Here is a 21,253-nt window from a genome sequence, read left to right as displayed (position 1 = left end):
TTCAAGCATATCCGACCCAAGGCAATCGATTACAATCCGGCTTTTCGTATGCGACGAATCGAATCCATGCGGCAAACCGCACTTATCGTTGAAGACGATCCCGGCACCCGCCATCTCCTGAGTTCGACCCTGGCCAGCGCCGGCATCGAGAGCCTCCATGCCCCGACCGGGGCCGCGATGTGGCAGCAACTGGAGCAGGCCCCGAGCATTGTCATCCTCGATCTCAGCCTGCCCGACGGCGATGGTCTCGAACTGCTGCGCCAGTTGCGCCAGACTTCCGATGTGCCGGTTCTCATCCATACGACGCGCTCCAACGAAATCGAGCGCATCATCGGCATCGAGATCGGCGCCGATGACTTCCTGCCCAAACCCTGCAACCTGCGCGAACTGCTGGCCCGTGTCCGCGCCCTGCTGCGCCGCACGCAGCGCAGCACCCCGATGTCACGTGGCGACCTGCGCCGGCTGCACTTCGGCGAATGGACGCTGGATACCGCCTCCCGCGAACTGACGCACACCGACCACCCGCCCGCCACGCTGGGCGTTTCCGGCTACGCCTTGCTGCTTGCCTTCCTCGAGCACCCGTTCGAGACGCTGTCGCGCGAAACGCTTTCGCGCGTCCTGAAGCGCGAATACATGCCGTACGACCGCATCATCGACGTGCATGTCAGCCAGATCCGCCGCACCCTGGGCAAGCAGGCCGATGGCAGCAGTTTCATCAAGACCCTGCGCTCGCAGGGCTACGTTTTCGTCGCCGACGTCGAAACCCGCCACTGAGCGGGGCAACCCGCCATGTCGGCACCAGTCCCACCAGGAAGGGAACGATGAGCACCGAAATCGAACTCAAGCTGCAACTGAGCCCGAAGGCCGCAACCAGACTCGCCAAGCACCCGCTGCTGGCCAACATCCCGGCGCAGAACCAGCACCTGCTCAACACCTATTTCGATACGCCGGGCCTCGAGCTGCACCAGCGCCGCGTTGCCGTTCGCTTTCGCAAGAAAGGCTGGCAATGGCTATGCACCGTCAAATCCGCCGAACCGGCCAGCGGCGGCCTGGCCATGCGCAGCGAGTGGGAAACCCAGGCCACGCCGGGCACCTTCGATTTCAGCCATGTCGACAACGACGATTTCCGCCGCTTTCTCGAAGCCCGTATCGACCAGCTGGAACCGGTGTTCACCACCGACTTCAAACGCCAGATCTGGCACGTCCCTTTCGGCGAATCACAGATCGAGCTGGCCATCGACCGCGGCCACATCGAAAGCCGCGGCCTGCGCCTGCCGATCTGCGAAATCGAGCTCGAGTTGCTCTCCGGCAAGGTCGACGATCTCTTCTGGCTGACCCGCCAACTTCAGGGCGATCACCACCTGCACCCGGCCATTGCCAGCAAGGCCGAGCGCGGCTACAACCTCTTCCTCGACACCCCGCTCGCCCCCTTCAAGGCCCGGCCAGCGGCCATCGATGCCGACATGAGCCCGGTCGGCGCCTTCCGCGCCATCGCCCTCAACTGCCTCGAACACTTCCAGCGCAACGAACAGGGCCTGCTCAGCTGCAGCGATCCGGAATTTGTCCACCAGGCCCGCGTTGCCCTGCGCCGCCTGCGCTCCGCCATCAAGCTGTTCGCCCCCATCCTGCCCGCCGACTTCGTCGCCGCCTACGGCCAGACCTGGCAAACCCTCGCCAGCGCCCTCGGCGAAGCCCGCAACTGGGATGTTTTCCTGAGCGAAACCCTCCCCCCCTTCCAGGCCGCCTTCCCCTGTAACAAGGACGGCAAGCGCCTGCAAAAAATCGCCCAGCGCAAGGCGAAAAACGCGCGCAAATCCGTCACCACCCTGCTCGCCGTCGACGAATACCCGCGCCTGCTCCTCGAATTCACCGCCGCCGTCTACACCCTTGGCGAAACGCTGCCCCTGCCGCTCGAGGAATTCGCCCGTCAGCAACTCGCCCGCCACGCCCGCAAGGCCCGCCAGTTCGCCAAAAACCACGCCGACTTGAGCTCCGCCGAACGCCACAAGATGCGCATCGCCTTCAAGAAACTGCGCTACACGCTCGAATTCCTCGCCCCCCTGGCCCCCCCCGCCAAACTCCGCCCCTACCTCGCCGCCCTAGCCCGTCTGCAGGACGAATTGGGGCAGATCAACGACTGCGTCACGGCGGAAAGCATGGTTACCAAGGCGATCGGCAACAGCAGCAACCACGCTATCCAAGCGTGGATCAGCGGGCGGCATGCCTTGTTGATCGAACGACTGGATGGGGCATTACAGACTTGGCTGGCGCAGCGCTTGCCGAGGTAAGCTCTCGAAAGGGGGACAGACCACGGTTTCCCCCAGCCCTTACTCGAACAAACTCAAGCTCTCCACCGTTGCCGGCTTCCTTGGTCGGCCAGACACACCGGGCCGCCCCCGTCTCCCGAGAACAGCCGCAACCTCCTCCGCAAAGCGGGCGTTGCCCAGTGCGAAATTACCATTTGTCGCATGACGTATGCCGTCGAGTATTCCGGGCTCGAGCTCATGACGAAACAACTCACGGTAAGCCTGTATGCGGCCAGTGGGATCGCCTCCCAGCGCCAGGTAAAGCGGGTGTTGCGTGATTAACCGGTTTTCCTCACCCAACAAATTCGCCCGTGCACTCGACCACGGATAGTCGGCCGGATGCTCGACCATACCGGCGCGAACCGGGTTCAACTCGATGTAACGCTGGCAAGCCAGCAGGTAAGCGTCGTCCTGCAGCAAGCAGGAACGGAAACGCCCTTCCCACAAGGTTCCGCTCCGCCGATACGTACGATTGAAATACTGCACATAGCGCTGCCCCAAGGCCTTTATTAAATCACCTACGCCGCTGGCCGAATCGGACGACGCCGGCAGATGGACGTGATTCGTCATCAGAATATAGGCATGAACGGAGCAACCGGCCTTGGCGGCATACTCACCCAGCCAGTCCAGATAGAAGCGGTAATCCTCATCCGAACAAAAACAGACCTGACGGTTGTTCCCCCGCTGAATGACAAGCATCGGAACACCAGGAAGAATGACACGCGGACGGCGGGGCATCGGCAGCACAAATAATTACAATTGCATAATTGTGGCGCAAAAAAACCGGAGCATTTGCTCCGGCTTCTCTAAATAGGGGTCTGACCCCTATTTATGCTCTATTTAAGCTTAACGGCAACTTGCCGGCACGTGTTTTTCAGAACCGGCAGTTCGCGCACAAGTCCATACGATAGGAGCGTCTGCAGTTGCTTGTGCAGGAGAGAGAGTAAAAGCCGGCTGGGTTGCAGCACCGGTATTTCGGGTCACGACGGTAATCACTCCACCATCGGCGATCGTAACGGAGGCAACGTTGTTTGTTGCGTTAGCTGCAAAGACAAAACCACTATTCGCCTGCGTCACGTTGGCCAAGCCAAGGCTGGCGGCAGCTTCCGTAACAGCTGTCTTTGCCGAGGAAGCCTGGGACAAGCCTTCCGTCACACGAGCACGGATCGTGTAATCCTGATAAGCCGGCAAAGCGACAGCCGCCAGAATGCCGATGATCGCCACAACGATCATCAGTTCGATCAGAGTGAAACCTTGTTGAACCTTCTTCATGTCAATCTCCTTTAAGGTTAAAGGCGGGGAAAACCGCTTGCCTAACCCCAATCAGCTTCCATGCCAGCTTTTACCAAACGCCCCTCAAGAATCGGACAAACAAGCTAAGCTCCTTGCTATTCATGGGTTTCGGGCGTTTTGTCGCAAAACGTAAAAAGACATAGCTCGTTACTGGCCGGAGCGAAATGACAATTTTCGGCACCCCCACCCGTCAAAATGCGGCACGAATATCAATTTCCGGCCACAAAACAGCAAAATTGCGAACCGAGCAAAACTCAGCTATCAATCTGCCCCGGCAACAGGAAGGCCTCGGCATAGCGCTGGAATACGCCGCCCTTGACGAACACCTCATACAAATCCGGATCGATGTGCCCTCTGCGGCTGAATCCCTCCAGGATTTCCAGCGCCTGCGCCAGGCCCATGCCTTCCTTGTACGGCCGATCCTTGGCCGTTAGCGCCTCGAAGATGTCGGCGATGCCCATCATCCGGGCCTGCCAGCTCATTTGTTCGCGCTTCAGGCCACGCGGGTAACCCTTTCCGTCGACCCGCTCGTGGTGGCCGCCGGCGTATTCCGGCACGTTCTTGAGGTGCCGGGGCCAGGGGAGTTGTTCGAGCATGCGGATGGTGGCGACGATGTGGTGATTGATGATTTCGCGCTCGGCGACGTTCAGGGTGCCGGAGCGGATGGTCAAATTCTCGATCTCATCGGCGCTGAGGAAAGCGTGCTCCTGTCCGTCCGGCCCCTGCCAGCGGTAGGCTTCGGCGATCTGCCGGACGCGGGCGATGGCTGCCTCGTCCATTTTTTCGCAGCCGATATTGGCGCGGCGCAGGTGCTCGCGATCACTCACCAATTGCCGGCAGAAGGCCTGGTAGTCCCGCTCCGCCGCCTCGGCCGGCTGGCCATCCGCCATGCGGCGCCATTTGGCGATTTCGGCATCACGCCGGACAACTTCCCAGCGGGTATCGATCAGCTGGATGCGATCGAACAACGTTTGCAGCTTGGTGGCCTTGTCGACGACGTGCACCGGCGTCGTCACCTTGCCGCAATCGTGCAGCAGCGCGGCGATGCGCAGTTCGTAGCGGTCCTTGTCGGTCAGTTTGAAGTCGGCGAGCGGCCCTTCGGTGGCGGCGTCGGCGGCCTCGGCCAGCATCATGGTCAGTTCCGGCACGCGCTGGCAGTGGCCGCCGGTGTAGGGCGATTTTTCGTCGATGGCGAGGTTGATCAGCCTGACGAAGGATTCGAACAGCATTTCCAGCTGCTGCACCAGTTGCCGGTTGCTGAGCGCCACGGCAGCCTGCGAGGCGAGCGATTCGGCCAGCCGCTGGTCGGCCGGCGAAAAGGCGATGACCTCGCCGGAGACAGGGTCGAGGGCATTGATCAGTTGCAGCACCCCGATCACCTCACCCTCGTGATCCTTCATCGGTACGGTCAGGAAGGATTGTGAACGGTAGCCGGTGCGGGCATCAAACTGGCGTGTACCGGAAAAATCAAAACCTTTTGCGACGTACGCGTCGGCGATGTTGACGGTCGCACCGGTGATGGCAGCGTAGGCGGCAACCATGCAATCATTGGGCGTCCCATCCGCCCGCCAGAGTGGCAGCCGGGGAAAGAGGCGGGAAGCGGCTTGCGGGCTGGAGCCGCCAAAGGCGATGTGCAGCGAATCGGTGCGCACGATCTCGAAGTGCAGGAATCGGCGATCTTCCGACAGCAGGTAGAGCGTGCCGCCGTCGGCCCGCGTGATCTGCTTCGCGGCGAGCACGATCTTTTCGAGCAATAGCTTGATGTCATGCTCGTCGGAGAGCGAAGCGCCGATGTCGTTGAGTTGGTCGAGACGCTGGAAAACGTCTTCGAGCGCGGCACCGGTTTCGGGCACAACGGCACCGTTGTGGTTCATGTCAGAAAGTGAGGATCTGATTGTTCTGCAGCATGCCGGGGTTGAAAGCGGCCAGGTCTGCCTCGATTTCCCGCATGGTCCGCTCGATATCACCCGGCTTCAGATGGGTGATCAGCACCTCGCAGGGCTGCCGCAGGCGGCCCAACTGCTCGCCGAGGATTTGCGGGCACATGTGCTTGGAGGCTTCAGCCAGGCGGGCTTCCTGGTTGGAGAAAGCGCACTCGATCAGCAGGTAACGCAGGTTCGGGATGCCATTGAGCGCCATCCAGAATTCGGCCGACGGACCGGTATCTCCGGAAAAGGCCAGGCTGCCGACCCCAGAATCGAGGCAGTAGCCGACGGCAGGCACGGTATGGCTGACCGGCAGGGCGCTGATGCGCCGCTCGCCCAGTTCAACCGCCACGCCGATTTCGAGCGGGGCGAAGCGCATGAAGGGCTGCTCGGCATCCGGCAGGCGGGTGAAATCAGGCCAGATAGACCAGTTGAAAATGTGCTGGCGCAGCGCCTCGATGACCGCGGGAATGGCATGCACGACAAGCGGCTTCTGCCGCCGGTCGGCGACCGCATCGATCATCAGCGGCAAGGCGAGGATATGGTCAAGGTGGGCGTGGGTCAGGAACACGTGATCGATGGCCGCCAGCTCCGCCACCGATAATTCAGCCGCCCCGGTGCCGGCGTCGATCAGGATGTCCTGATCGACGAGAAACGATGTGGTGCGCAGATGCCGGCCGCCGATGCCGCCACTGCAACCGAGTACGCGTAGCTTCATGTGCGGGGAGCCTGTTGGTTGACTGCCGTGGTTCGATTGCCCTCGCGGCAGCCAGCCCATGCCGTGTGCCGCAATCCACTTGGAATTCTAGCCGGGGCAATCGCCGCAGCCCAGTGCGCGCCGTGAAATAAGTCACAGCGCGCGACACAGAATGGTCGAGACTCAGCCGCGCAGGAAGAATTCCATCTTGACCCCGGCAATCTCGATGATGTCGTGATCGGAGAGCGGATAGGCCTGAGCATCCAGGCTCTTGCCATTCACCGAGGGGAACTGGCGCCCCTCGACATGGGTGATGAAGTAGCCATGCGGCCGGCGGGCGATGACGGCGACCTGCAGGCCAGGCTTGCCAAGCGTGGTCAGGGTCTTGGTCAGTTCCAGCTCCTTGCCGGCATTCGGCCCGTTGAGCAACTGGATGGCTGCGCCGGCGGCCGGTTGCGGCGGTTTGGGCAACGACACGACACCGACGCTGGAGCGGACCAGGGGATCAGGGTTTTCCAGTTGCAGTTCGCTGGGCATTTTCAGTTGCCCGGAGCGGATTGCCGCATTCCGTTCAAAATCGCTGGCCGCCGCACCGGCCTGCAGGTCGGCCATGTACTTCAGTTTGTACTTGCCGAGTTCGATGATGTCGTTGTTGCGCAGGAAATGTTTCTTGATCGGCTGGCCATTGACCAGGGTACCGTTGGTGCTGTTTAGGTCTTCGAGGAAGGAATCGGCCAGGATGGTGACGACGACGGCATGATCGCCGGATATGGCGAGGTTATCGATCTGGATGTCGTTGTGCGGCTTGCGGCCGATACTCAGCCGCTCCTTGTTGAGCGGGATTTCCTTGAGAACCAGGCCGTCCATCGACAGGATCAGTTTTGCCATCGCATTTTCCTCGTCTTACTTCAATAGTTGCTGCAATCGCCGCCACCAGCCACGCGGCGCAGCAAAATCCGCCAATACCTTGATCAGGATAACCGATACATTATCGCGTCCGCCATTATCGTTGGCCATGTGAACCAGATGATCGGCGGCAAGCTGCAGGTTTCCACTGAGCGTGCGCAGGGTAAGGGCAATTTCCTCGTCGTCCACCATGTCGTTCAGGCCATCGGAACAGAGCAGGATGACATCGCCCAGCTGCACGTCGAATTCCTGGATATCGACCTCGACGGTCGGCGCCACGCCCAGCGCCCGGGTAACCAGGTTTCGGCCTTCTGCGTGGCGCGCCGCCTCCGGGCTGATCTGGCCGCTATCGAGCTGCTCCTGGATCAGCGAATGGTCGTGGGTAAGCAAGTCGAAATCGTCGCCGCGCAGCCGGTACAGGCGCGAATCGCCGACGTGGGCGACGCTCATCCGGTTGTCGTAAAGCCAGGCCAGGACCAGCGTGGTGCCCATCCCGGCATAACGCGGCGTGCTTTGCGCGGCATGGAAGATGGCGAAGTTGGCGGCGCCGACTTCATTCAGGATGTGACGCTCGATCGTGGCAGCATCGTGGCCTGCCGCATGATCCTGCAGCGAAGACGAAGCGATCAGGTGCCCCAGATCGGCCGCCAGGCGGTTCGTCGCCAGGCCGCTGGCCACCTCGCCGGCGTTGTAGCCGCCCATGCCGTCGGCCAGGATGGCCAGGCCGAGCCGGGCATCGACGAAAACGGCGTCCTCGTTTTGCGTCCGGATCAATCCGGGATCGGTACTCAGCGCAACGGCGAGGGCGTGGTCCTGGATCATGGGGCTCAGAAAGGCAACGGCACGCCCAGGCCGCGCGCCTCGGCGGCCTGGACGACCCGCCAGGCGACGGCAAGATCCTGGATCGCCAAGCCCTGCGATTCGAACAAGGTGATCTGCCCGGCCGATTCGCGTCCCGCCCGACGGCCGGCGATCACGTCGCCCAGCTCAAGCAACTGCCGCTCGTGCAACCGGCCCTTTTCAAGCAAGGGAAGCAGATCGCCGCATTCGGCCAGCGCCGTTGGCACGGAATCGACGGCAATCACGGCGCAGCGGCGCACAGTGGCTTCCGACAACTCCTGGCGGATCAGCGCATTCGAGCCGGCGGCGTTGATATGCGCCCCGGATTCCAGCCAATCGGCTTCGAACAGCGGTTGCGCCGCCGTCGTCACTGTGCCGACCACGTCACTGCCACGCACCGTATCCTCGGCGCTCAGTGCCGGTACGACGGCAATGCCGGTCTGTTCACTGAGGCGCCGGCAAAAGTCTTGCAGCTTGTCGGCCTTCCGACTGAATACCTTGACCCGCGCCAGCGGCAGCGTGGCGCAAATCGCCCGGATGTGGCCTTCCGCCTGCCAGCCGGCACCGAACACCCCGGCAATGGTCGAGTCCGGCCGGGCCAGCCAGCGGGCGGCGACGCCGCTGGTCGCACCGGTGCGCATCATGCCCAGATAGTCGGCCGCGACGACAGCCCGCAACTGGCCGCTCGCCGCATCGAACAGATGAACCAGGAAACGGTTGCCGGAACGATTGCTGGTATAGGCCTTGTAACCGAGGATACCCTGATCCGGCAAGGCACCCTGCAGGATGTGCAGCGCCGTCTGCGGCAGGCGGCTGCGCGCCCGTGGCGTATCGCTGGCCCGGCCCAGCGCCAGGTCGCGGTGGGCGGACTCAACGCCATCAAGCGCCATGTCCATGGTCAGTACCTGTTTGACGTCATCTTCCGAAAGATACAAGGCCATGCGAGTTCCTCCCTAAACGATGGTGACATCCTGCCGGGCCAGCATGCGCTGCTCCAGCCAGCGGCCGACCGCGACAACCAGCAACGCCCCCACGATGCCCGCCGCCTTGGCCGACCAGGCAGGCAGCGGCGGCAACAGGCCGGTAACGCCGGGATCGGAAAAGATCATCTGGCCGGCGACATAGCCGAGCAGGCCGGCGCCGAACAGCACGATGGACGGAAAGCGCTCCATCCAGTGCAGGATCAACTGGCTCGACCAGACAATCAATGGAATGCTGACCGCTAGGCCGAACAGCAACAGGGCCAGGCTACCGTGCGCGGCACCGGCGACGGCAATGACGTTATCCAGACTCATCACGAAATCGGCAACCACGATGGTCTTCACCGCCCCCCACAAATGGGCGGAAGGTTCGATATCGTGGCCCTCCTCGTCTTCCGGCAGCATCAGCTTGACGGCGATCCAGACCAGCAAGAGGCCACCGGCGAATTTCAGCCAGGGCAGGTTCATGACCAGTGCGGCGAACACGGTGAGCACCACGCGCAAGCTGACCGCACCGGCAACGCCCCACAGGATGCCCTTCCGGCGCTGTTCCGGCGAGAGGTTGCGACAGGCCAGCGCGATCACCACGGCGTTGTCGCCGGAGAGCACGATGTCGATCAGTATGATCTGTCCAACGGCAAGCCAGAATACGGCTGAAGAAATATCCAGTTCCATAACACCAGGGGCAAATAAAAAGGCGGGCCCCAGGCCCGCCTTTTCCGGTTGAGCTAGGCTCGAATTTTACAGCATGGCCTTGAGCAGCTTGGCCATTTCGGACGGGTTACGCGTCACCTTGAAGCCGCACTCTTCCATGATGGCGAGCTTGGCATCAGCGGTATCGGCACCGCCGGAGATCAGGGCGCCAGCGTGGCCCATACGCTTGCCGGCCGGCGCGGTCACACCAGCGATGAAGCCGACGATCGGCTTCTTCATATTGGCCTTGCACCACTGAGCGGCTTCGGCTTCGTCCGGACCGCCGATTTCGCCGATCATGATGACGGCGTCGGTATCCGGATCGTCGTTGAACATCTTCATGACGTCGATGTGCTTCAGACCGTTGATCGGGTCACCACCGATACCAACAGCGGAAGACTGGCCGAGGCCCAGTTCGGTCAGCTGACCAACGGCTTCGTAGGTCAGGGTGCCGGAACGGGAAACGACGCCGATACGACCCTTGCGGTGGATGTGACCCGGCATGATGCCGATCTTCACTTCGTCCGGGGTGATCAGGCCAGGGCAGTTCGGGCCGAGCAGCAGGGTCTTCTTGCCGCCCTTGGCTTCCTTTTCCTTCATCTTGTTGCGCACCATCAGCATGTCGCGGACGGGGATGCCTTCGGTGATGCAGATGGCCAGATCGAGGTCGGCTTCGACAGCTTCCCAGATCGCAGCGGCAGCACCGGCGGGCGGCACGTAGATGACGGAAACGGTGGCGCCGGTTTCAGCGGCGGCTTCCTTGACGGAACCGTAGATGGGGATGTCGAAAATCTTTTCGCCAGCCTTCTTCGGGTTCACGCCGGCGACGAAGCATTCCTTACCGTTTGCGTATTCCTGGCACTTTTCCGTGTGGAACTGGCCGGTCTTGCCGGTGATACCCTGGGTGATGATCCGGGTGTTCTTGTTGATCAGAATAGACATTCGGTGGCTCCTTACTTGACCGCTTCGACGATCTTGGTGGCGGCTTCAGCCATGGAATCGGCAGAGATGATGGGCAGACCGGAATCCTTCAGGATCTGCTTGCCGAGGTCTTCGTTGGTGCCCTTCATGCGGACGACCAGCGGCACGGACAGGTGGGTTTCCTTGGCCGCGGCGACGACGCCGGTGGCGATGGTGTCGCAGCGCATGATACCGCCGAAGATGTTAACCAGAATGCCCTTGACCTTCGGGTTCTTGAGCATGATCTTGAAGGCTTCGGTGACCTTCTCGGTCGTCGCACCGCCGCCGACGTCCAGGAAGTTGGCCGGCTCGGCGCCGAACAGCTTGATGGTGTCCATGGTGGCCATGGCCAGACCGGCACCGTTCACCAGACAACCGATGTTGCCGTCGAGGGAGATGTAGGCCAGGTCGAACTTGGAAGCTTCGATTTCGTCAGCGTCTTCTTCGTCCAGATCGCGCATGGCGACGATTTCCGGCTGGCGGAACAGGGCATTGGAGTCGAAGTTGAACTTGGCGTCGAGCGCCTTGACGGTGCCGTCGGCTTCGTGGATCAGCGGGTTGATTTCAGCCAGCGAAGCGTCGGTTTCCATGTAGCAGGTGTACAGGTTCTTCAGGGTCTGCACACACTGCGGGATCGAGGCTTCGTTCATGCCCATGCCCTTGGCCAGGGTCAGGGCCTGCTCGTCGGTCAGGCCGACCAGCGGGTTGATGAAGACCTTGACGATCTTTTCCGGGGTCTTGTGGGCGACTTCCTCGATATCCATGCCGCCTTCGTAGGAGGCCATCATGGCGACGGACTGGGTAGCGCGGTCGGTCAGTGCGGCAACGTAGTATTCGTGCTGGATGTCGGCGCCTTCTTCAATCAGCAGGTTACGGACCTTCTGGCCTTCCGGGCCGGTCTGGTGCGTGATCAGCTGCATGCCGAGGATCTGGCTGGCGTATTCGCGAACTTTTTCGAGCGAGGTGGCAACCTTGACACCGCCGCCCTTGCCACGGCCACCGGCGTGAATCTGGGCCTTGACCACCCAGACCTTGCCGCCCAGGGTTTCGGCTGCCTTGACCGCGTCGTCGACGGTCGTGCAGTGAATCCCGCGCGGAACCGTAACGCCGAATTTTTTCAGGATTTGCTTGCCCTGATATTCGTGAATTTTCATGCGCTTTCCTTGCGTTTAGTTGAGTTGCGAGCAATGAGCGGTAGCCGAACTATCCCCCGACCCCACCCGGTTATACCGTTTTGAATTCACGATCTTATCACAGAGAGCAAAAACTGGATTAGCCCAAAATTCATAATTACAGAAGCCTTTCCGAGTCCTGCATGGCCTTGCGCAGCAGCGGCAACAACAGTGCCGCTGCGCCAATCAGACTGAGCACGGAGGCCAACCAGAAGCCGGCCACACCGAGCGGTGGCGACCAGCGGTAGCACAACCAGCCGCCGCCGAGCAAACCGACGCCCCAGAAACAGACGATCTGGATCAGCATGGGCACGAAGGTCACCCGGTACGCACGCAGACAATGTCCTGCCACCGTCTGCAGGGCATCAAAGAATTGATAGAGCGCGACGTAGCCGACCAGCCCGACCGCCACCAGGCGCACCGCCGGATCGTCGGTGTAAGCCGCAACGACCGGTCCTGCCGTCAGCCAGAGCAGCAGGCCGACCAGCGAGGAAGCGCCGGCCGCCAGCACCAGGCCGGCCCTGACCGTCAGCCGCTCACGCGCCCGGTCGCGCGCCCCCACCGCCTGGCCGAGGGCGGCCATGGTGGCGATGGCCAACGACAGGGGCAGCATGTAGATCAAGGCCGACAGGTTGGCGACGATGCGGTGGCCGGCGACCACGGTCGCGCCAAGCGAGGCCACGAACAGGCTGATCAGGGTAAAGGAAGTGATCTCGACCAGATTCGACAAACCCATCGGCACACCCAGGCGGAGCAGTTCACGCCAGGTCGCCCAACGCGGCCGGGACCAGTTGGCAAAGGGGCGGTAACGGGCCCCAAGCGGCCCGAAAGCCAGGTAAAGCGCCCCGCTGCTGCAGGCCAGCCAGGCGATCAGCACGTTGGACAGTGCACAACCGGCCACGCCGAGCGGCTCGCCGAGCCAGCCCTGCAGCGCCAAGCCCCACGCCAGCAGGGCGTGCAGGGCGAGGCTGAGCAGGCCGATGCCCATCAGTACGCGCGGTTTGCCGAGGGCATTGCAGAAGGCGTAGAAGGTCCGGTAGAACAACGAAGCCGGCAAGCTCCAGGCAAGCAGCCCCAGATAGGTACGGACTTTGGCCTCGACCGCCGGATCCATGCTCGACAAGCCAAGTACGCCACCCGGATGCGTCAGGAACAGGATGCCGGGCACGGCAAGCAGAATGGCAAGCCAGAAGCCCTGCTGCAGCACGTTGGCCACCTCGCTGTCGCGTCGGGCGCCATGCAGGTGGGCGACGACCGGGGCGACGGCCTGCAACACGCCAACCAGGGCGAAAACGACCGAAACGTGGATGCCACCGCCAATCGCGACGGCAGCCAGATCGACCGAACTGACATGCCCGAGCACGGCAGTATCGACGACCATCATGCCGATCGAGGCGAGCTGGGCGATCAGGATGGGAAAGGCATGGGCGATCAGCCCCCGGGCAACGGCAAGAAACATGGCCGGCATTGTCGCATGCCGGCGGCGTGGCCGGCTGGCTGCCAAACAAAGCGCCCCTTGATCTGCCTCAAGCCATTTTTTTCCCACAATATGAAAATGGCCTGTTCAGGAGGGAGCTCATAATGAAAATAGGCCTACACGCCATCGAAAACGCCAGCCGCGACGAAATGACGGCACTGCAGACCGAGCGTCTGAAATGGACGTTGCATCATGTCTACGCCAACGTTCCGCACTACAAGGCTGCCTTCGACAAGGCCGGCGTGCATCCGGACGATTTCAGGTCGCTCGCCGACCTGGCAAAGTTCCCCTTCACCACCAAGCAGGATCTGCGCGACAACTACCCCTACGGCATGTTCGCCACACCGCGCCAGCAGGTCGTCCGCGTCCATGCGTCGAGCGGCACGACGGGCAAGCCGACCGTCGTCGGCTACACGCAGAAGGACATCGACACCTGGGCCGACCTGATCGCCCGCTCGATCTACGCCTCTGGCGGCCGGCCCGGCGACATCGTGCATGTCGCCTACGGTTACGGCCTGTTCACCGGCGGCCTGGGCGCCCATTACGGTGCCGAAAAACTGGGCTGCACCGTGATCCCGATGTCCGGCGGGCAGACCGAGAAGCAGGTCCAGCTGATCTGTGATTTCAAGCCGAACATCATCATGGTGACGCCCTCCTACATGCTCAACATCGCCGACGAATTCCGCCGGCAGGGGATCGATCCGCGCAGCACCGACCTGCGTATCGGTATCCACGGCGCCGAGCCCTGGACCGACGCCATGCGCGGCGAAATCGAAAGCACCTTTGGCATCGATGCGATCGACATCTACGGTCTCTCTGAGGTGATGGGCCCTGGCGTCGCCAACGAGTGCGCCGAGAGCAAGGATGGCCCGGTGATCTGGGAAGACCACTTCTATCCGGAAATCATCGACCCGGTAACCGGTGAAGTGCTACCCGAAGGCAGCCAGGGCGAACTGGTCTTCACCTCGCTGACCAAGGAGGCAATGCCGGTCATCCGCTACCGGACGCGCGACCTGACCCGCCTGCTGCCGCCCACCTCGCGCAGCATGCGCCGCATCGGCAAGATCACCGGCCGCTCGGACGACATGCTGATCATCCGCGGCGTCAATGTCTTCCCGTCGCAGATCGAGGAACTGATCCTCAAGCAACCGAAGCTGTCGCCGCATTACGTCCTCGAAGTGACGCGTGACGGCCACCTCGATTCGATCAAGGTCAATGTCGAGATGAAGCCCGAGTTCCAGTTCGCCAGCGGGCCGGAGAAGGAATACGTGGCACACGACCTGCAGCACCACATCAAGTCCTACATCGGCATTTCCGCCAAGATCGAAGTCGTCGAAGTCGGCGGCATCGAGCGCTCGATCGGCAAGGCCAGGCGTGTCATCGACAAACGGCCGAAATAAGCTGCCGGGCGCCACGCCGTGGCGCCTGTTGCTTCAGACGATGCGGGCGTGCAGGCTGCCGACGCCGGCCACGCCCGCCGCCAGGACATCGCCACGCACCAACGGACCAACACCGGCGGGCGTTCCGGTGTAAATCAGATCGCCCGCTTCCAGGCGCACCAGGGTCGACAGATTGGCGATGATGTCCGGCACTTTCCACATCATGTTAGCCAGGTCGCCCTGCTGGCGGAGTTGGCCATTGACCTCGAGCCAGATCCGCCCCTGCGCCGGGTGGCCGCAAGCAGCCGCCGGCGTGATTGGGCCGGCCACCGCCGACTGATCGAAGCCTTTGCCCATGTCCCAGGGGTGCCCCTTCGCCTTGGCCCGGGCCTGGATATCCCGCCGGGTCAGGTCCAATCCGACGGCATAACCGTAAATCAGCGTCTGGGCGGCTTCGACAGCGACGTTTTGCCCCCCTTCTCCGAGAGCGACCACCAGTTCCACCTCATGATGTAGGTTGTCGGTGAACGGTGGATAGCTGACCGCCACCTCCCCCTCTCCGCCGACCAGTGCATCGCCCGGCTTGGTGAAGAAAAAGGGCGGCTCACGCCCCTCGGCCTGGTCGGCCGCCCCCATTTCGCGGGCATGTTCGGCATAGTTGCGGCCAACACAGAATATCCGCCGCACCGGAAAGTGCAGCGCGTTGCCGGCCACCGGCAAGGAAGCGACGGGATGCGGTGCAAAGACGTAGTTCATGATCGATCCTGTTCATAGCCCGCCGTGGAATATTTCACTCCCCGGCGCATGACTAAAGTGATAGATTCTAAAAAAAGTAAAAAACAAATCACGAGAAGCATCATGGGAAACAAACTTGCCAGCATTGTCGCACTGACTGCCGCGCTTACCCCAGCCTTGGCCAACGCCATCGGCTTTGGCGAAATTGCCCTGCACTCGCGCATCGGGGAACCGCTGATGGCGGAAGTGCCGATTGTCAGCAACAGTAGCGAAACACCGATTGCCGCCTGTTTCTCGATGGTCGCCCTGCGCGGTGCTGACTTCCCGGTCGTGACCGCCGCCAAACCGCGCCTGATCAAGCGCGGTTCTTCCTACATCCTGCAGATCGTTGGCGAACGCCCGGTCAACGAACCGGTCTTTGCCATCGGCGTACGAGCCAACTGCGGCTACGACTTCGAACGCCAGTACGTGCTGATGCCGGAACCGCCGATCGAACTGGCCCAAGCCGCGACCAGCGCCAACACCGGCACTGCTGCCAGACCGGCAGGCAAGGCGTCCCAATGGCAGGCCCGCGAAGGGGAGACGCTGGAAGCTATCGCCGAGGCACGCGCCCCGAACAACCCGGCCGAACGTCGCCGACTGCTGGCTGCGCTGAAGCGCGCCAACCCCGAACTGGAGAGCGACGCACCGCTGGCCGAAGGCACGCTCGTTCAGATGCCGCCGCCGCAACGCAAGCGCCCCGCCCCGCCGCCCAAGGCTGCGGCGGACACCCCCGCGGCCAGCGCCGGCCAGGTGGAACCCAAGCCGCCCCGCCAACCAGCCCCCCCTAGCCGTCAGCCCAAGCCCACCGCAGCGCCCCCCACAACCAACGGCGGTGCGGATCGCCTGGTTCTGGGTGCCGCTGGCGAGCCGCCCCAAGCCAAGGCAGCCGGCAATTCCGGCCTCACCTCCCTGGCCGAAACCGAGGAACGCCTGCTCAAACTCGAAACAACCCTGCATCGTCTGACGCAGGAAATCGAGAAAATGGATCAGGCCATCGACCTGGCGACCAAGGCCCTGGAGGCGCAAAGCCGCCTGCAAATGGCCCAGAACATGCAGCCTTCGCCAGCCGCTCCGGCACCACGCATCGAAACCCAGAGCGCAGCAGCCAAGCCCGCAGCATCGTCGAACTGGCTTGAGTTGCTGATCAGTGCCGCCATCGGTGCCGGCCTGTCGATCGGCATGGCGCAATTCCTTGGTCGCCGGCGTCGCTATCCGGGCGATGAGGAAGTCCCGCTGGCCTTTTCCGGCTATCGCAGCGAAGCCACCCCGAGCCAGCCCCCCAAGTCCGCCGAACCGCTAACCCTCGCCCCACACCCCGAGCCTCCCGCCGGGCGTGCAAACGAGACACCGCCCCCGCGCAAGGCCGCACCTGCGCCGCAGACAGTCGAGGAATGCGACATTCCGCTCCAACTGGAAGCGGATGTCATCGAAGCCAAGAGCGAGGACGAGCATTCCGTGCTCGAACTGGCCGAAATCATGCTGGCCTTCGGCCGCCTGCGCGGCGCCGCCGAAACACTGGCCGAGCATATCGACCAGACGATGCCGAAGAGCTTCGAGCCGTGGAACATGCTGCTCGACCTCTACCGGCGCGGTGGCATGCGTCAGGAATTCGAAGCGTTGGCACTGAAAATGCGCGCGCGCTTCAACGCCCGGATTCCCGACTGGAACGAATCTTCGACACCCGTCTCCGGCCTGAAAACCCTGGAGGATTTCCCGCACGTCATCCAGCAGGCCTGTCAGCTCTGGGGCTCACAGGCCTGTGTCGACTACCTTTATGGCCTGGTACACGACACGCGCGCCGGTCAGCGCAGTGGCTTCCCGCTCGAAGTGGTCGAGGAAATCGCGCTGCTCATGCGTGTCCTGGTCGACGGCTACGATTTGCAGCGTCGCCACTGATCGCCGGTCAGACCGGGTTGTCGAGATCGACGAATTCGCAGGCGATGCCGAGCTGGCGGCCGAGATGCTCGGCGAGCGCCTGCACGCCGTAGCGCTCGGTAGCATGATGCCCGGCGGCGATATAGGCGACGCCGCTCTCTCGGGCCAGATGCACGGTCTGCTCCGAAATTTCGCCTGACAGGTAGGCATCGACACCCAGCGCGATGGCCTGCTCGAAGTAGCCCTGTGCCCCGCCGGAACACCAGCCGATACGGCAAATCGGCCGTCCGGCCTCGCCGATGACGAGAGGAACCCGGCCCAGCAGGCGCTGGACGTCAGCGGCCAGTTCGGTCAGATCGCACGGCTTGGCCAGGCGGCCCAGCCAGGCGATATCCTGATCGCCAAAACGCCCTTCCGGCACCCAGCCCAGCAACTGCGCCAAGCGGGCGTTGTTGCCCAGTTCGGGGTGGGCGTCGAGCGGCAAGTGGTAGGCCAGCAAGTTCATGTCGTGAGCCAGCAAGGTAGCCAGGCGCTGGCGACGGATACCCGTCACCCGGCCATCCTCGCCCTTCCAGAAATAGCCGTGGTGCACCAGGATGGCATCGGCCTCGCGCGCCACCGCCGCATCGAGCAGGGCTTGGCTGGCGGTGACACCGGCCACCAGCCGCCTGACCTGGGCGCGTCCTTCCACTTGCAAGCCGTTTGGGCAATAATCCTTGAACTTTCCGGGCGTCAACAGCCCTTCCAGATAGCTGACCAATTCTTCACGCTTCATTCGAGACGATTCCATGCAGAGGTTGTGGCTGATTTTTGCACAAACGGCAACCGTTGCGCTTGCCCTCCTGTTCGTCGTCTCCACCCTCAAGCCGGAGTGGTTGCCGCAACGCCAGGCCGTCGTCGCCCTGCAGGAAGCGCCGAGCAGTGATGAGACAGGCCGCGCCCCGATCGGCTCCTATCGCGACGCCGCACGGGCCGCCCTGCCCTCCGTGGTGCATATCTACACCACGCAGGCCGTCCGCCAGCCCCGCCATCCGCTGTTCGACGACCCCATCTTCCGCCACTTCTTCGGCGAGCGCCCGGAAGGACAGCCTCGCCAGAACTCGGGCCTTGGCTCGGGCGTCATCGTCAGCCCCAATGGCTATATCCTGACCAACTATCACGTCATCGAGGGGGCCGACGACATCCAGGTATCGCTCAACGACAGCAAGACCTACAAGGCCAAGGTCGTCGGCAGCGACCCGGAATCTGATCTCGCCATCCTGCAGATCAAGGCCGAGAAACTGCCGGCCATCACCTTCGGCCAGATGGACAGCCTGCGTGTCGGCGATGTCGTGCTCGCCATCGGCAACCCGTTCGGCGTCGGCCAGACGGTGACCATGGGCATCGTCTCCGCCCTCGGCCGTTCGCACCTTGGCATCAACACCTTCGAGAACTTCATCCAGACCGATGCCGCCATCAATCCGGGCAACTCCGGCGGCGCGCTGGTCGATAGCCAGGGCCACCTGGTCGGCATCAATACTGCCATCTACTCGCGCACCGGCGGCTCGCTCGGCATCGGCTTCGCCATCCCGGTGTCCAGTGCGCGCAGCATCATGGAGCAGATCATCCGGACCGGCTCGGTCACGCGCGGCTGGATCGGCGTCGAGGCGCAGGAAATCACGCCCGAACTGGCCGAGTCCTTCGGCCTGCCGGATACCGAAGGTTCGTTGATCGCCGGCGTCATGCGCGGCAGCCCGGCCGACACGGCTGGCATCCGCCCCGGCGATGTCCTGCTCTCGGTCAATGGAAAACCGGTCAAGGACCCGCAAGTCATGCTCGACCTGATCGCCGCGCTCACCCCGGAAGAACGCGCAGCCTTCCGCCTGCGCCGCGACAAGGGCATCGTCGAAGTGCAGGTGAGGATCGGCAAGCGCCCCGCCATGCGCGCCGAGCGCGAATAGGAGCTACACGATGTGCCAATTGCTTGGGATGAACTGCAACGTCCCGACCGACATCTGCTTTTCTTTCAGCGGCTTCCAGGCACGGGGTGGCGCAACGGATGTGCATTCCGATGGCTGGGGAATCGCCTTCTTCGAGGGACGCGGCACCCGCCTCTTTCTCGATCCGCAACCCTCGGCGACATCACCGGTCGCCGAACTCGTCCGCCATTATCCGATCCGCTCCCGCAACGTCATCGCCCACATCCGCAAGGCAACACAGGGCTCGGTCGGCCTGGAAAACACCCATCCGTTCATGCGCGAACTGTGGGGGCGTTACTGGATTTTCGCCCACAACGGCAATCTGCTCGATTTTTCCCCGGCGCTTGACGGCAGCTTCATGCCGGTCGGCCTGACCGACAGCGAACGGGCTTTTTGCTGGCTCCTGCAGGAACTGCGTCGCACCTTCGGCAGCCAGACGCCGGAGCGTTCCGCCCTGTTCGATGCCGTGCACCGCCTGACGCTTGATGTCGCCCGTCATGGCGAGTTCAATTTTCTGCTCTCCAACGGCGATTGCCTGTTCGCGCACGCCTCCACTCGCCTGAGCCATATCGTCCGCCAGGCGCCCTTCGCGCAAGCCCATCTCAAGGACCAGGACATCACCGTCGATTTCAGCGACGTGACCTCGCCGGATGACCGTGTCGCCGTTATCGCCACCTTGCCGCTAACCGATAACGAAACCTGGGTCGAGATGCCACCGGGTACCCTGTGGTGGTTCGAGGAAGGCAGCCCGGTCAAGACGCTGCCGACCCGTCCGGGCCCCATGAAAAAACCGGCCTGATCGGCCGGTTCTCATCACTCGACGGGGTCGTTGCCTCTCAGGAGAGCTTGCGGAATTCCTCTTCGGCCTTGTCCATCTCGGCATCCGTCGCCAGGGTTTCCTCGGCAACCGGAACCTCCGGCGCCGGCCGGGATACCAGACGCGAAGCCAGGATGCCCAATTCGTACAGCAGACACATCGGAATGGCCAGTGCCAGTTGTGAAACGACATCAGGCGGCGTCACTACCGCCGCGACCACGAAGGCACCGACGATAAAGTAGGAGCGCCATTCCTTCAGCTTCTCCACCGTTACGACACCCAGCTTGACCAGAACGACGAGCGCCACCGGCACCTCGAAGGCAATGCCGAAAGCGAGGAACATGGTCATCACGAATGACAGGTAGGCTTCGATGTCCGGCGCCGGCGTAATGCTCTTGGGTGCGAAGCTGGCGATGAAACTGAAAACCTGCCCGAACACGAAGAAGTAGCAGAACGACATGCCGAGAATGAAGAGCAGCGTGCTGGAAATGATCAGCGGAATCCCCAGGCGCTTTTCATGGGCATACAGGCCAGGCGCGATGAAAGCCCATGCCTGGTAGAGAATGAAGGGCAGGGACAGCACAAAGGCCACCATCGCCGTTACCTTGAGCGGCACCATGAACGGCGTGATGACGCCGATCGCCACCATTTTCGTACCCTCGGGCAAGGCCTTGGTCAGCGGCGCCGCCAGGATATCGTAGATTTCTCCCGGCCCCGGGTAAAGGCACAACGCCCCCAAGACGACGGCGATGGCGATCAGGCTGCGCAGCAAGCGGTCGCGCAACTCGACCAGATGCGAGATGAATGATTCTTCTTGTGCTTCGCTCATGCCTGGGGCTTGCTCGTCGTGTCGGATACCTGCTGCGGCAGGCCTTCGGCCAGCTTGGCGACAGACTGCAGCTCGGCAGCCGCTTCCTGCGCCGGGGTCTCTAGCGCAGAGCGAGCCGACTCGTATTCCTGGCGCACGGATGCCTCCATGGCCCGGGCGGAATCGGTCACCTGCGCCTGCAGCTTCTTCAGTTCATCAAGTTGAATTTCGCGATTGATGTCCGACTTGACGTCGTTGACATAGCGCTGCGCCCGCCCGAGAAGATGGCCGAGCGTACGGGCCACCTTGGGCAGGCGTTCGGGGCCGATGACGATCAGCGCCACAACGCCGATCACCATCAATTCGGAAAAACCGATATCGAACATGGTT

General features: G+C 62.6%; 21 protein-coding genes. 6 read left to right on the top strand and 15 right to left on the bottom strand.

Annotated features, from left to right (window positions below; translation table 11 throughout):
* Positions 1-48: 48 nt before the first annotated feature.
* Both K420_RS0108965 and K420_RS18510 read left to right on the top strand, forming a co-directional pair.
* Entirely contained in the window at positions 49-774 is a 726-nt protein-coding gene (locus K420_RS0108965; RefSeq protein WP_035854652.1) for a response regulator transcription factor, read from the top strand.
* 47 nt (positions 775-821) lie between these two features.
* Positions 822-2,288 (top strand): CYTH and CHAD domain-containing protein, encoded by a 1,467-nt coding sequence (locus tag K420_RS18510; protein WP_051453030.1) that lies wholly within the window; start codon positions 822-824, stop codon positions 2,286-2,288.
* Between the two features lie 39 nt (positions 2,289-2,327).
* On the opposite strand, the gene K420_RS0108955 is transcribed toward K420_RS18510, so the two are convergent.
* The 11 genes from K420_RS0108955 to K420_RS0108905 all read right to left on the bottom strand — a co-directional run bounded on the left by K420_RS0108955 (position 2,328) and on the right by K420_RS0108905 (position 13,240).
* Complete coding sequence (locus tag K420_RS0108955; RefSeq protein WP_232422753.1) at positions 2,328-3,005, bottom strand: transposase; 678 nt, start codon at positions 3,003-3,005, stop codon at positions 2,328-2,330.
* A gap of 147 nt (positions 3,006-3,152) precedes the next feature.
* On the bottom strand, positions 3,153-3,578 hold the full coding sequence (locus K420_RS21050) for a pilin (RefSeq protein WP_027457762.1): 426 nt from the start codon (positions 3,576-3,578) through the stop codon (positions 3,153-3,155).
* Between the two features lie 275 nt (positions 3,579-3,853).
* Positions 3,854-5,473: an HD family phosphohydrolase gene (locus K420_RS0108945; protein WP_051453029.1), complete on the bottom strand. Its 1,620-nt coding sequence runs from the start codon at positions 5,471-5,473 to the stop codon at positions 3,854-3,856.
* 1 nt (position 5,474) lies between these two features.
* Positions 5,475-6,242, bottom strand: coding sequence for a 3',5'-cyclic-nucleotide phosphodiesterase (locus tag K420_RS0108940; protein WP_027457760.1), 768 nt, complete (start codon positions 6,240-6,242; stop codon positions 5,475-5,477).
* A gap of 162 nt (positions 6,243-6,404) precedes the next feature.
* On the bottom strand, positions 6,405-7,109 hold the full coding sequence (locus tag K420_RS0108935) for an FHA domain-containing protein (protein WP_027457759.1): 705 nt from the start codon (positions 7,107-7,109) through the stop codon (positions 6,405-6,407).
* A gap of 15 nt (positions 7,110-7,124) precedes the next feature.
* Entirely contained in the window at positions 7,125-7,949 is an 825-nt protein-coding gene (locus K420_RS0108930; protein WP_051453028.1) for a Stp1/IreP family PP2C-type Ser/Thr phosphatase, read from the bottom strand.
* 5 nt (positions 7,950-7,954) lie between these two features.
* Entirely contained in the window at positions 7,955-8,908 is a 954-nt protein-coding gene (locus tag K420_RS0108925; RefSeq protein WP_027457757.1) for an ornithine cyclodeaminase family protein, read from the bottom strand.
* A 12-nt stretch (positions 8,909-8,920) separates the two neighbouring features.
* The gene (locus K420_RS0108920; protein ID WP_027457756.1) at positions 8,921-9,622 is read right to left on the bottom strand and encodes a TerC family protein; all 702 of its coding nucleotides are present in this window, start codon (positions 9,620-9,622) and stop codon (positions 8,921-8,923) included.
* A gap of 66 nt (positions 9,623-9,688) precedes the next feature.
* Positions 9,689-10,582, bottom strand: a complete 894-nt coding sequence (gene sucD / locus K420_RS0108915) for a succinate--CoA ligase subunit alpha (protein ID WP_027457755.1) — start codon at positions 10,580-10,582, stop codon at positions 9,689-9,691.
* Positions 10,583-10,593: 11 nt separating this feature from the next.
* The gene (gene sucC, locus K420_RS0108910) at positions 10,594-11,754 is read right to left on the bottom strand and encodes an ADP-forming succinate--CoA ligase subunit beta (protein ID WP_027457754.1); all 1,161 of its coding nucleotides are present in this window, start codon (positions 11,752-11,754) and stop codon (positions 10,594-10,596) included.
* 136 nt (positions 11,755-11,890) lie between these two features.
* Entirely contained in the window at positions 11,891-13,240 is a 1,350-nt protein-coding gene (locus K420_RS0108905; RefSeq protein WP_027457753.1) for an MATE family efflux transporter, read from the bottom strand.
* A gap of 113 nt (positions 13,241-13,353) precedes the next feature.
* On the opposite strand from K420_RS0108905, the gene paaK reads away from it, so the two are divergent.
* Positions 13,354-14,649 (top strand): phenylacetate--CoA ligase PaaK, encoded by a 1,296-nt coding sequence (paaK, locus tag K420_RS0108900; protein ID WP_027457752.1) that lies wholly within the window; start codon positions 13,354-13,356, stop codon positions 14,647-14,649.
* Positions 14,650-14,682: 33 nt separating this feature from the next.
* Here paaK and K420_RS0108895 read toward each other — a convergent pair whose 3' ends face one another.
* Complete coding sequence (locus K420_RS0108895) at positions 14,683-15,384, bottom strand: fumarylacetoacetate hydrolase family protein (protein ID WP_027457751.1); 702 nt, start codon at positions 15,382-15,384, stop codon at positions 14,683-14,685.
* A gap of 102 nt (positions 15,385-15,486) precedes the next feature.
* On the opposite strand from K420_RS0108895, the gene K420_RS0108890 reads away from it, so the two are divergent.
* A complete protein-coding gene (locus K420_RS0108890) occupies positions 15,487-17,301 on the top strand; it encodes a type IV pilus assembly protein FimV (RefSeq protein ID WP_027457750.1) in 1,815 nt (604 codons plus the stop codon).
* A gap of 7 nt (positions 17,302-17,308) precedes the next feature.
* Here K420_RS0108890 and K420_RS0108885 read toward each other — a convergent pair whose 3' ends face one another.
* A complete protein-coding gene (locus K420_RS0108885; protein ID WP_027457749.1) occupies positions 17,309-18,055 on the bottom strand; it encodes a Nif3-like dinuclear metal center hexameric protein in 747 nt (248 codons plus the stop codon).
* Between the two features lie 13 nt (positions 18,056-18,068).
* Here K420_RS0108885 and K420_RS0108880 point away from each other — a divergent pair, with 13 nt between their 5' ends.
* Positions 18,069-19,220 (top strand): Do family serine endopeptidase, encoded by a 1,152-nt coding sequence (locus K420_RS0108880; protein WP_027457748.1) that lies wholly within the window; start codon positions 18,069-18,071, stop codon positions 19,218-19,220.
* A 10-nt stretch (positions 19,221-19,230) separates the two neighbouring features.
* Complete coding sequence (locus K420_RS0108875) at positions 19,231-20,037, top strand: class II glutamine amidotransferase (RefSeq protein ID WP_027457747.1); 807 nt, start codon at positions 19,231-19,233, stop codon at positions 20,035-20,037.
* Positions 20,038-20,074: 37 nt separating this feature from the next.
* Here the strand turns inward: K420_RS0108875 and tatC are convergent, their stop codons facing one another.
* On the bottom strand, positions 20,075-20,884 hold the full coding sequence (gene tatC / locus K420_RS0108870) for a twin-arginine translocase subunit TatC (protein ID WP_027457746.1): 810 nt from the start codon (positions 20,882-20,884) through the stop codon (positions 20,075-20,077).
* Complete coding sequence (gene tatB, locus K420_RS0108865; protein WP_027457745.1) at positions 20,881-21,249, bottom strand: Sec-independent protein translocase protein TatB; 369 nt, start codon at positions 21,247-21,249, stop codon at positions 20,881-20,883. Before tatB ends, tatC begins: the two co-directional genes overlap by 4 nt.
* Positions 21,250-21,253 lie beyond the last annotated feature (4 nt).

It is taken from the genome of Dechloromonas agitata is5 (assembly GCF_000519045.1).
In the GTDB taxonomy this organism is placed as follows: domain Bacteria; phylum Pseudomonadota; class Gammaproteobacteria; order Burkholderiales; family Rhodocyclaceae; genus Azonexus; species Azonexus agitatus.
The sequence above is the reverse complement of the archived record's forward strand: the minus strand, read 5'-3'. Positions and strand labels throughout refer to the sequence as shown.

Excerpts from the sequence above, each read along its gene's own strand:
- K420_RS0108905 (WP_027457753.1), bottom strand. The coding sequence starts at position 13,240 with ATGCCGGCCATGTTTCTTGCCGTTGCCCGGGGGCTGATCGCCCATGCC.
- K420_RS0108890 (WP_027457750.1), top strand. The coding sequence starts at position 15,487 with ATGGGAAACAAACTTGCCAGCATTGTCGCACTGACTGCCGCGCTTACC.
- K420_RS0108955 (WP_232422753.1), bottom strand. The coding sequence starts at position 3,005 with ATGCTTGTCATTCAGCGGGGGAACAACCGTCAGGTCTGTTTTTGTTCG.
- K420_RS0108935 (WP_027457759.1), bottom strand. The coding sequence starts at position 7,109 with ATGGCAAAACTGATCCTGTCGATGGACGGCCTGGTTCTCAAGGAAATC.
- K420_RS0108945 (WP_051453029.1), bottom strand. The coding sequence starts at position 5,473 with ATGAACCACAACGGTGCCGTTGTGCCCGAAACCGGTGCCGCGCTCGAA.
- K420_RS0108930 (WP_051453028.1), bottom strand. The coding sequence starts at position 7,949 with ATGATCCAGGACCACGCCCTCGCCGTTGCGCTGAGTACCGATCCCGGA.
- K420_RS0108920 (WP_027457756.1), bottom strand. The coding sequence starts at position 9,622 with ATGGAACTGGATATTTCTTCAGCCGTATTCTGGCTTGCCGTTGGACAG.
- K420_RS0108885 (WP_027457749.1), bottom strand. The coding sequence starts at position 18,055 with ATGAAGCGTGAAGAATTGGTCAGCTATCTGGAAGGGCTGTTGACGCCC.
- K420_RS0108965 (WP_035854652.1), top strand. The coding sequence starts at position 49 with ATGCGACGAATCGAATCCATGCGGCAAACCGCACTTATCGTTGAAGAC.
- tatB (WP_027457745.1), bottom strand. The coding sequence starts at position 21,249 with ATGTTCGATATCGGTTTTTCCGAATTGATGGTGATCGGCGTTGTGGCG.
- K420_RS0108875 (WP_027457747.1), top strand. The coding sequence starts at position 19,231 with ATGTGCCAATTGCTTGGGATGAACTGCAACGTCCCGACCGACATCTGC.
- K420_RS21050 (WP_027457762.1), bottom strand. The coding sequence starts at position 3,578 with ATGAAGAAGGTTCAACAAGGTTTCACTCTGATCGAACTGATGATCGTT.
- sucD (WP_027457755.1), bottom strand. The coding sequence starts at position 10,582 with ATGTCTATTCTGATCAACAAGAACACCCGGATCATCACCCAGGGTATC.
- paaK (WP_027457752.1), top strand. The coding sequence starts at position 13,354 with ATGAAAATAGGCCTACACGCCATCGAAAACGCCAGCCGCGACGAAATG.
- tatC (WP_027457746.1), bottom strand. The coding sequence starts at position 20,884 with ATGAGCGAAGCACAAGAAGAATCATTCATCTCGCATCTGGTCGAGTTG.
- K420_RS0108940 (WP_027457760.1), bottom strand. The coding sequence starts at position 6,242 with ATGAAGCTACGCGTACTCGGTTGCAGTGGCGGCATCGGCGGCCGGCAT.
- K420_RS0108880 (WP_027457748.1), top strand. The coding sequence starts at position 18,069 with ATGCAGAGGTTGTGGCTGATTTTTGCACAAACGGCAACCGTTGCGCTT.
- K420_RS0108925 (WP_027457757.1), bottom strand. The coding sequence starts at position 8,908 with ATGGCCTTGTATCTTTCGGAAGATGACGTCAAACAGGTACTGACCATG.
- K420_RS0108895 (WP_027457751.1), bottom strand. The coding sequence starts at position 15,384 with ATGAACTACGTCTTTGCACCGCATCCCGTCGCTTCCTTGCCGGTGGCC.
- sucC (WP_027457754.1), bottom strand. The coding sequence starts at position 11,754 with ATGAAAATTCACGAATATCAGGGCAAGCAAATCCTGAAAAAATTCGGC.
- K420_RS18510 (WP_051453030.1), top strand. The coding sequence starts at position 822 with ATGAGCACCGAAATCGAACTCAAGCTGCAACTGAGCCCGAAGGCCGCA.